General features: G+C 73.4%; 7 protein-coding genes. 4 read left to right on the top strand and 3 right to left on the bottom strand.

The window, feature by feature from the left end:
* Nucleotides 1–145: 145 nt before the first annotated feature.
* Together ACZ4EF_RS33085 and ACZ4EF_RS33080 are read right to left on the bottom strand one after the other, a co-directional pair.
* Nucleotides 146–646 (bottom strand): hypothetical protein, encoded by a 501-nt coding sequence (locus ACZ4EF_RS33085; RefSeq protein WP_391045518.1) that lies wholly within the window; start codon nt 644–646, stop codon nt 146–148.
* Entirely contained in the window at nt 643–2,646 is a 2,004-nt protein-coding gene (locus tag ACZ4EF_RS33080) for a CBM96 family carbohydrate-binding protein (protein ID WP_467347252.1), read from the bottom strand. Before ACZ4EF_RS33080 ends, ACZ4EF_RS33085 begins: the two co-directional genes overlap by 4 nt.
* Before the next feature lie 450 nt (nt 2,647–3,096).
* Between ACZ4EF_RS33080 and ACZ4EF_RS33075 the strand changes: the two genes are divergently transcribed.
* From ACZ4EF_RS33075 to ACZ4EF_RS33065, 3 genes are all read left to right on the top strand, one after another.
* Nucleotides 3,097–4,008 carry an aldo/keto reductase gene (locus tag ACZ4EF_RS33075; RefSeq protein WP_391162122.1) on the top strand — a complete coding sequence of 304 codons (912 nt, stop codon included), beginning with the start codon at nt 3,097–3,099 and terminating at the stop codon, nt 4,006–4,008.
* A gap of 148 nt (nt 4,009–4,156) precedes the next feature.
* Nucleotides 4,157–4,681, top strand: a complete 525-nt coding sequence (locus tag ACZ4EF_RS33070) for a hypothetical protein (protein WP_401722483.1) — start codon at nt 4,157–4,159, stop codon at nt 4,679–4,681.
* Between the two features lie 77 nt (nt 4,682–4,758).
* Nucleotides 4,759–7,251, top strand: coding sequence for a tetratricopeptide repeat protein (locus ACZ4EF_RS33065; RefSeq protein ID WP_467507817.1), 2,493 nt, complete (start codon nt 4,759–4,761; stop codon nt 7,249–7,251).
* Between the two features lie 114 nt (nt 7,252–7,365).
* Here ACZ4EF_RS33065 and ACZ4EF_RS33060 read toward each other — a convergent pair whose 3' ends face one another.
* Nucleotides 7,366–8,124, bottom strand: coding sequence for a DeoR/GlpR family DNA-binding transcription regulator (locus tag ACZ4EF_RS33060; protein WP_467507815.1), 759 nt, complete (start codon nt 8,122–8,124; stop codon nt 7,366–7,368).
* Between the two features lie 234 nt (nt 8,125–8,358).
* On the opposite strand from ACZ4EF_RS33060, the gene ACZ4EF_RS33055 reads away from it, so the two are divergent.
* Nucleotides 8,359–9,180 (top strand): endo alpha-1,4 polygalactosaminidase, encoded by an 822-nt coding sequence (locus tag ACZ4EF_RS33055; RefSeq protein ID WP_355346065.1) that lies wholly within the window; start codon nt 8,359–8,361, stop codon nt 9,178–9,180.
* Nucleotides 9,181–9,360 lie beyond the last annotated feature (180 nt).

Raw genomic sequence — 9,360 nt, 5'->3', positions numbered from 1 at the left:
TGCTCTCCTTTTCCCCTCGCCCCGCGTGACCCTCTTCCTCCCCCGCTCCCCCCGGCCACCCCCCCCCCCCCCCCCCCCCCCCCCCCCCCCCCCCCCCCCCCCCGGCCCCCCCCCCCCCCCCCCCCCGCCCGGGCCGGTCGATCCGCTACCGGAGCAGGCTCTTGTACTTCGGGCAGAGATACGTGATCGCGTCCTTCGCGTCCGCGATCTCGCCGTCCGCGATGGCCTCCTTCGCCAGCTTCGGACTCGCGTCCGCGGTGTTGGCGATCCGGTCGCAGGACTCCTGGCCGGTCTGGAGAACGGCGGCCGGGTCCATGCCCTTGGGCACCTTTCCGACCAGATAGCTCTTCTGCTGGTCGGTGAACGTGCCGGTGGCCGGGGTGAGCTGGGATTCGGGCAGGGTCGACTCCTTGGCGTCGGCGCCGTTCGCACCGCCGTCGCCGCCCGGACCGGTCGAGGCCGAGGCGGACGGCTCCGCGGTGCCGTCGGGGCCGATGGCGGGCGCGGAGGAGGCCGGGCGCTCGCTGGTGGGGGCGGCGCGGTCCCGCGCCGCGTCCGCGTGTCCGCCGCCGCATCCGGCCAGGACGGCCGCGGCCGTCGTCACGATGACGACGGCCGCGGCGAACCGGCCTCTGGTCGCGGTCACGGCTTCGCGAAGGTCAGGACGAGCTGCGGATGTCCCGACGTGCCGGGCGCGTCCTTCGACCAGAACCAGGCCGAGTCCGTGCCGGTGGACGTCACCGCGAGGTCGTACGGACCGCCGAGCCCTGGCGTCAGCGCCGCCGCGGTGAGCGTCGCGGTGTAGTCGGTCTGGAGCGCGGTCGGCGCGGGCACCGTGCCGAGCACCGTCGGGTCGAGCGTGGGACGGGTGTTCCAGGTCACCCCGGTCTCCGTCCAGCTCCCCGTCACACGCTGCACATTGAGCGTGTCGACCGAGTTCGCGATGGCGTCGGAGCTGGTGCGCAGGGTCAGTCGCGCGCTCGTGAGCACCATGCCGCCGGGCGCGGCGGGCAGGTCGAACCGCAGATACGTGTGGTAAGCGGACGTGCCGCGCACCGCGAGCTGCTGGTCAGGCCCGTAATTCGCCGAGGGCGCGCCCGCGTTGACGTAACTGTCCGCCGTCGCGTTGAGCGTCACCGTCGAGGACGTCGGCGCGCCCGGCGTCGTGACGGCCGCCGCGGCCGACTTGGCACTGGTGTTGCCGGGCGCGTCACCCGCCGTGACCTGGTACGCGTACGTGGTGCCGGGTGAGGCGGCGGTGTCGGTGAAGGTCAGCGTCGGGCGGATCCAGAACTTGGAGTCACCGGTGACCGTGCCGACCTGCGTGCCGTCGCGGTAGATCCGGTACGTCAGCGTCGAGTCGTCGAGGTCGAGGCTGGCCTGCCAGCTCACCCGTACCCCGCCGGACACGTTCGCCGCGGTCACCTGGAGCGGTACGGACGGCGCGCGCGTGTCGGGTCCGCTCGGGAAGCGGACCAGGCCCTGCTGGAGCCGGTTGCCGTTGCTGGCGATCCGGGTGAACTCGCCGCCCACCCACAGGTAGTCCGTGCCGCCGCTGGAGGCGGTGGTGAGGGCGCGCGGGCCGATCTTCTCGGTGCCCGCCGGGCCGTCGTCGGTGTCGGGGAACCAGCCCAGCAGCGGCCTCGGGTTGTCGACGGACTCCGCGAGCAGGTGCTGCCGGTCGTTGTTGAGCTGCGGGAACTGCTGCATGCTGGAGCAGTCGTGCGCGTGCGAGCCGCTGTACAGCACGCCCTTGTAGACGGTGACGGCCTGGGTCGCGCCCAGGCAGGTGTCGCGCCAGCGCTGGTTGAGGTCGCTGAAGTTGAGCGCGATGCGGCCGTCGAAGACACCGCCGCCCGTGCCCTCGTTGGCGGTGAAGAAGCCGGTGGCGTCCCTCGTGAGGTCCTGCACGGTGGAGGTCGCCGAGATGAAGCCCGGGTAGGTCTTCACAATGGCGCCGGTCGTGGCGTTGACCACGGCCAGCGCGTGCGAATTGACCCCGTTGACGGTGTTGAAGTCGCCGCCGATGACGAGCCTGGTGCCGTCCGGGCTGAGCACCATGGCCTTGCCCGCCTTGTCGGCGTTGGCCGTGAACGGCTTGAGCGCGCCCGTGGTCGTCAGCGCGGCGAAGCGCTGCCGGGGCTGCCCGGCGACGGTGAGGAAATTGCCGCCGATGTACACCGTGTCGTTCGTCGCCACGATGCTGCGGACCTGCGCCGAGACCGACACCTTGAACGTGGTCCTCACGGTGCAGGTGGCGATGTCGATCGCCGCCAGGCTGCTCGACGGAACGCCGTTCACCGAACCGAAGGTGCCCCCCGCGTACAGCGTCGACTCGTCCGGTGAGACGGCCAGCGCCCGAATCGTCGCCGTGCCAGAGCCGACCGTGAAGGACAGCTTGCAGGACGTCGGCGCGCCCGTGGCGGCGTCGAACGCCTGGAAGTTGAGCGCCTGCTGCTCGCCGGTGCCCGCGGCGGCGCCCGGCGGCCGGACGGTGGAGAAGGTGCCGCCCGCGAAGACCACGCCGTGCGCCTGGGCCAGCGCCCACACGACGCCGTTGGTCTGCCAGGTCGGCAGGTCGTCCGCGGTCATCGCGACCGGCGCGGTGAGCGCGGAAGCGGACTGCGCGGCGGTGAATCCGATCATCGAAGCCGCCGCCAGTGAGAAGGCAGCGGTTATTGCCCCAGCTCTTCGCATGAGCCCCCCTGAGCTCTGTGCTGTTCCCCCAGCGGTCTCAAACGGCCGCAAGATGCGACAAGGTTAACGTTTGGTCCGCTTTGGGGTCAGCCTCCCCGTAACGACTGTTGCACTCCTGTAGCCCAGCGGCCGGGGAGGGGGACACGGCGGGCACGCAGCGGCGCCGCGCCGATTCCGCTTCGGCCGGATCCAGTCCCCGCCGGACGGTCCCGAAATGTTTCGGTGCGGTGCCAAGAACGACTATGACCCGGCATGACCTGCGGGCACAAGGCCGAGCGGCCCGCGCGGTCCCGGTCGCGACGGTGACGCGCGACACTCCCGCTGGACTCCGGATGTGGCCTGAATGTCACCTCGACGTCCCTCGGGGGCGGCTGTGGGCCGCCGTGGGACAATCCTCCGATGACTTCTGGGACGACGATCACCGCGGACGCCGCGGGCACGTGGACGCTCGGCGATCTGACCGTCAACCGGATGGGCTTCGGGGCGATGCGGCTGCCGCAGGACGGCAGGGCGTTCGCGCCCGACAGCGGCTCCAGCGACCGCGAGCGCGCGATCGGCGTGCTGCGGCGCGCGGTCGAACTCGGTGTGAACCACATCGACACCGCCGCCTTCTACTTCTCCGCCCTGCGCTCGGCCAACGAGCTGATCAACCGGGCGCTGGCGCCGTACCCCGACGACCTCGTCATCACCACCAAGGTCGGCCCGGGGCGCGACCCTTCGGGCGCCTGGCTGCCCGCCGCGACGCCCGCGCAGTTGCGCGGACAGGTCGAGGAGAATCTGCGGCAGCTCGGCCGGGACCACCTCGACGTGGTCAACTACCGCAATCAGGGCGCGGACTCCATCGCCGAGCACTTCGGCGCGCTCGCCGAACTGCGCGAGCGCGGGCTGATCCGCCACCTCGGGATCTCCAACGTCGGGCCGCGCCACCTCGCCGAGGCCCGCGCCATCGCGCCGGTGGTGTGCGTACAGAACAAGTACGCGCTCGGACTGCCCGGCGAGGACGACGACTTCCTGGACCTGTGCGGTGAACAGGGCGTCGCCTTCGTGCCGTTCTTCGCCATCGCGGGCGCGGGCCGCGAGTCGGGGGCGGGCGCAGCGGAGAGCGAGCAGGTGCTGGCCGCGGCCCGCGCCCACGGCGTGACCGCCGCCCAGATCAGGACCGCCTGGACGCTCCAGCGCGGCGCGCACGTCCTGGCCATCCCCGGCACCGGCAACCCCGACCACCTGGTGGAGAACGTGGCCGCGGGCGCGCTGCGGTTCACCGCCGACGAACTGGCCGCCCTGGACGCGCTGCACCACGGGGGCGCCTGAGGAGCCGAGGTGCCCCGGCCGGGGCCGGAGTTGGCGCGTGTGCACCGTGGGTCGTCTGTGGAATCGTGTGCCCGCGGTGCCAATTCGCGACGGCTTGCCGAGATCGGATGCCGGGCCGCGCGCGGCTGGCTACCGTCGGTGGAGACGAGTGAGCGCATGGGGGTACGGGGTGACGGGTGTCGAGGCCGCGGTCGGCCATGTCTGCGTGTGGCTCACGTGGCGAGCGAGCGGTGCCGAGCAGCGGCGGCACGACCTGGACGAGGTCCAGGTCGGCGAACTCGACCGGCTGTACTCGCTGGTCCGCGTGCTGCTCGGCGAGGACCCCGCGCTGCGGTTGGCCACCGAGGAGTGCGCCGCCCCTGACGGCGCGGTCACCGAGCGGACCAGGCGCCGCCTGACCGACGCGCTCGACGAGGCCGTCGAGCGGGACGCGGCGCTGGCCACGGCGCTCCGGCAGGCGGTGGACCGGCTGCGGGACCGTCCCTACGGCGGCGGACCGCCGGGCGGCCCGCCCGCCGGGACGGCGGCGGCCACCGGTGACGGGATCGCGGTTGGCGGCGACGTCGACGTACGAGCCCGGGACGGGTCCGCGGCGTCGTTACGGATGGGGGACGTACGGATGGGGGACGTACGGATGGAAAACCCTCCTCTGCCGGGTCCGCCCCAGGGCTGAGCGCACCCGGAGCCGTCCCCGCCCCTTTGTCCGCGCCGCCGTACGCACCGCCCGCGCCGCCGTACGCACCCGCGCCGGTGGCGCCGCCGCGCGCGCCGGAGCCTTCGGACACCGTCCCGACGCTGCCGATGCTGCCCGCGGCCACCCCGTCGCGGGTCCGCGCCGAGGGCCGGAGCCGCACGGAGGCCGAGGCCCGGCCCCGTACCGACGCCGAGGCCCGGTCCCAGGCGGTCCCGGCCCCTGCCCCTTCCGCTGTCACCGCGGCCGGCGGCGGTGTCGCGGCGGGCGTCGCGGGCGACATCCACCAGCACCACCACTGGCATGTCGTGCCGCGCTCGCCGGTCAACTGGCCGGTCAGGGTCGGCGTGGTGCCCCGGTCGGCCGACTGGTTCCAGCACCGGGACGTGATCCACGCCCTGGACACCGCGCTGACCGGCCCCGGCACCGCCGTGGTCTGCCAGGTGCTCACCGGCATGGGCGGCGTCGGCAAGACGCAGCTCGCCGCCCGGCGCGCCCACCACGCCTGGCGGGCGGGCGAGGTCGACCTGCTGATGTGGGTCACGGCCTCGACGCGGCAGGCCGTCATCGACGCGTACGCCGACGCCGCCGCGAGGGTGCTGCACATCGAGCGGGACGAACCGGCGCGCGCCGCGCAGGAGTTCCTGGCCTGGCTGGAGCCCGGCCCCGGCGCGGCGGCCGGACACTGCCGCTGGCTGCTGGTCCTCGACAATGTGACGGACCCCGCCGACCTCACCGGCCTGTGGCCGCCCGACCACCCCCTCGGCCGTACGGTCGTCACCACCCGCAGCCGGGACGCCGCCCTGACCGGCGCGGGCCGCCGCATGGTGACCGTCGGCCTGTTCACCCCGCGGGAGGCGACCGGCTATCTGACGGAGGCGCTCGCCGCGCGCGGCCGGGTGGAGGCGCCCGAGGAGGTCGCGCTGCTCGCCGAGGACCTGGGCAGGCTGCCGCTGGCCCTGTCCCAGGCCGCCGCGTATCTCATCGACGCCGACATCGGCTGCCACGACTACCGCGCGCTGCTGGCGAACCGGGCCCGGCTGGCCGACCTCAGGCCGCCGACCCTGCCCGACGACCAGACCGCGGGCGTGGCCGCCGTCTGGTCGCTGTCGGTGGACCGCGCCGACGCCCGCGGTCCCCGGGGTCTGGCCAGGTCCCTGCTGGAGCTGGCCGCGCTGCTCGACCCGAACGGCATCCCGCAGCCGGTGCTCACCAGCGGGCCGGTCCGCGACCACCTCACCCGCGTCGTGCGCCGGGCCGCCCCCGAGCAGTGCCCGGCGCGCGGGATCACCGAGCAGCAGACCGTACGGGCCCTGCGCGATCTGCACGGGCTCAATCTGATCGACCACACCCCGAAGACCGGGCACCGGGCGGTCCGTGTCCACCAGCTCATCCAGCGGGCCGTCCGGGACACGCTCGGCGAGGCGGACCACGACGCGCTGGCCCGTACCGCGGCCGACGCCCTGACCGCGGTCTGGCCCGAGGTCGAGCGCGACACCGACCTCGCGCAGGCGCTGCGCGCCAACACCACGGCGCTGACCGGCAAGGCGGAGAGCGCCCTGCACCGCCCGCACGCGCACGCGCTGCTCTACCGGGTCGGCGAGAGCCTGGGCGTCGCGGGCCAGGTGGCCGCCGCGGCCGGGCACTTCAGGCTGCTGGCCAGGACCACCCACCAGCACCTGGGCCCCGACCACCCCGACACCCTCGCCGCCCGGCACGACCTGGCGTACTGGCGGGGCGCGGCGGGCGACGCGCAGGGCGCGATCAGCGCCTTCCGCGAACTGTTCGCGGACCGGCTGCGGGTGCTCGGCCCCGACCACCCGCACACGCTCACCACCCGCGGCAACATCGCCTACTGGAGCGGCGAGGCGGAGTACGCGCAGGACGCGGAGGACGCCGCCACCGCGCTGGAGGAGCTGCTGGCGGACCGGCTGCGGGTGCTGGGCCCCGACCATCCGGACACACTCAGCACGCGGCACAACATGGCCCGGCTGCGCGGTCGCGCGGGGGAGACGGCCGAAGCGTCCGAGGGGCTACGGGAGTTGCTGGTCGACATGGTGCGGGTGCTGGGCCAGGACCACCCCGACACCCTGACCACCCGGCACGACCTGGCCTACTGGCAGGGGCGCGCGGGGGACGCCGAGGGCGCGGCGCGCGCCTTCGAGGAGCTGCTGGCCGACGCGGCGCGGGTGCTGGGCCCCGACCATCCGGACACGCTCACCACCCGGCACAACATCGCGCGGCTGCGCGGCCGGGCCGGGGACGTCAGCGGCGCGGCGCGCGCCTTCGAGGAACTGCTGGCGGACCGGCTCCGCGTGCTGGGCCCGGACCATCCGCACACGCTCACCACCCGGCACAATGTCGCGCGGCTGCGGGGGCGGGCGGGGGACGCGGCAGGCGCGGCGCGCGCCTTCGAGGAGCTGCTGGTCGACATGGAGCGAGTGCTCGGTCCCGAGCACGGCGACACGGTCATCACCCGGCACAACATCGCCTACTGGCGTGAGGAGTCGGAGGTGCTGACCCTGCGCGTCAGGCGCGCCCCGGCGCCGTGAACGACGGTCGGCGCTTCCCGGCACCGTGAACGACGGTCGTCGCGCCCCGGCGCCGTGCACAGCGGTCGGCGCGCCCCCGCACAGCACGCGGCCGACCGTGGTGAGGGAAAGCGCTCAGCCGACCGTCACCCGTACGCCCGCGCCCGCGATACGGGCCAGCTCGGCGTCCGGCGCCGCGCCGTCGGTCACCAGGTCGTGGATCTCGGCGAGCGGGCAGATCTTGGCGAGCGTGGCCCGGCCGATCTTCGTGTGGTCGGCGACCACGACCGTACGGTCGCTGTTGTCGGCGAAGGCGCGGTCGGTGCCGCCCTCCAACTGGTCGTGCGTGGTGCAGCCGTGGGCCGCGCTGATGCCGTCGACGCCGAGGAAGGCGATGTCGGTGTGGTAGCTGGCCAGGGTCTTCTCGGCGATCGGGCCCACCAGCTCATAACTGGCGTTCCTGGCGTTGCCGCCGATCACGACGAGCGTCACGTGCTTGTGCAGAACCAACTCGGCCGCGATGTTCACGGCGTTGGTGACGACGGTGAGCGGTCCGCGGGCGGCCAGCAGCCGGGCCACCTCCGTCACCGTACTGCCGCCGTTCATGCCGACCACCGCGCCGTCCGGCACCAGGGCCGCCGCCGCCCTCGCGATGGCCTGCTTCTCCGGTCGGCTGCGGCCCGCGCGGTGCTGGAGCGGGACCTCCAGGTCGACCGGGCCGACCGCCGCCCCGCCGTGGGTGCGGCGCAGCAGGTGGAGTTCGCTCAGGTGCTGGAGGTCGCGGCGGACGGTGGCCGTGGAGACGTCGAGCAGCCGGGACAGCTCGCGGACGTCGATGCCGCCCCTGGCGGAGACATGCTCAAGTATGCGCGCATGACGCTCAGTTCTCAGCATGCGTGCAGCATAATGCGCACTTCGATGCGTAAGTGAGCATGATTTGCGCAGAAGAGGGCGGTTGACATGACGAATTCTGCGCGGTTAACTCCTGGCGAACGTCGGAGTTGAGCACCGACGTCAGAGGTACGCCTAGCCGGTGGGCGGCCGTGCGCCGCAAGCCCGGACAAAGTCGCCAGGATCGCTGTCAGCGTCCGAGGCGGGGACGTACCCCCCATCATCAGGAGCTCGATGATGCGCATGAATCGTGTCCGGTCCCGTCGGAGTCTGGCCGCCCTCGCGGCCGTCGCCGCAGTCGTGGCTGTCCCCTCACTCGCTCCCGATTCCGCAGGGGCCGCGCCCCAGTCCGTCTCCCCGCCTCCGGCGCACGCCGGATTCGACTACCAGATCGGGGGCCCCTACACCCCGCCCGCCGGTGTCTCCGTGGTCAGCCGCGACTACACCGCTCCGGCCGCCGCCGGGGTCTACAACATCTGTTACGTCAACGCCTTCCAGGCCCAGGAGGGCGCCGAGGGCCAGTGGGACGCCGACCTGCTGCTGCGGGACTCCAAGGGCGCCGTCGTCAAGGACAAGGACTGGAACGAGGCGATCCTCGACATCCGCACCGCCGACAAGCGGCAGCGGATCGCCGCCAAGGTCAACGGCTGGGTCGACCAGTGCGCGGCCAAGGGCTTCCAGGGCGTCGAACCCGACAACTTCGACACCTACGACCGCTTCTCCGGCTACCTGACCAAGGCCGAGGCCGAGTCGTACATCAAGCTCCTCTCCGCCCACGCGCACTCCAAGAACATGGCGATCGCGCAGAAGAACACCCCGCAACTGTCCGGCGACCGGGTCGCCAACGGCCTGGACTTCGCCGTCGCCGAGGAATGCGCCACGTACAACGAGTGCGGCGACTACACCTCCGGCTTCGGCAACAACGTGATCGTCATCGAGTACACCGCCAAGGGCCTCCAGAAGGCGTGCTCGGGTTACGGCACGAAGCTCAGCGTCGTCCGCCGCGACGTGGACGTCGTACCGCTGGGCACCAGCGGATACGTCCGCCAGACCTGCTGACCCGCTGAACCCGCCGACCGGCTGTTCCGCCCGCCCGGCCGACCACGCCGGCCGTCGGGACCGCCGGCCGGCCGCGGCCGGGGCGGGGGGGGGGTGCCCACCCATCGGCCCCGGCCCCCCCCCCCCACACACCACACGCAGCCCCTCCCCCCCCCGCCCTCCCTTACCCCCCCCCCCCCC

The sequence above is a fragment of the Streptomyces sp. NPDC025721 genome, from assembly GCF_055558595.1.
This window is presented reverse-complemented; position numbering and strand designations above follow the sequence as displayed.

Coding starts and splice junctions, on each gene's coding strand:
- ACZ4EF_RS33080 (WP_467347252.1), bottom strand. CDS start 2,646: ATGATCGGATTCACCGCCGCGCAGTCCGCTTCCGCGCTCACCGCGCCG.
- ACZ4EF_RS33075 (WP_391162122.1), top strand. CDS start 3,097: ATGACTTCTGGGACGACGATCACCGCGGACGCCGCGGGCACGTGGACG.
- ACZ4EF_RS33060 (WP_467507815.1), bottom strand. CDS start 8,124: ATGCTGAGAACTGAGCGTCATGCGCGCATACTTGAGCATGTCTCCGCC.
- ACZ4EF_RS33055 (WP_355346065.1), top strand. CDS start 8,359: ATGCGCATGAATCGTGTCCGGTCCCGTCGGAGTCTGGCCGCCCTCGCG.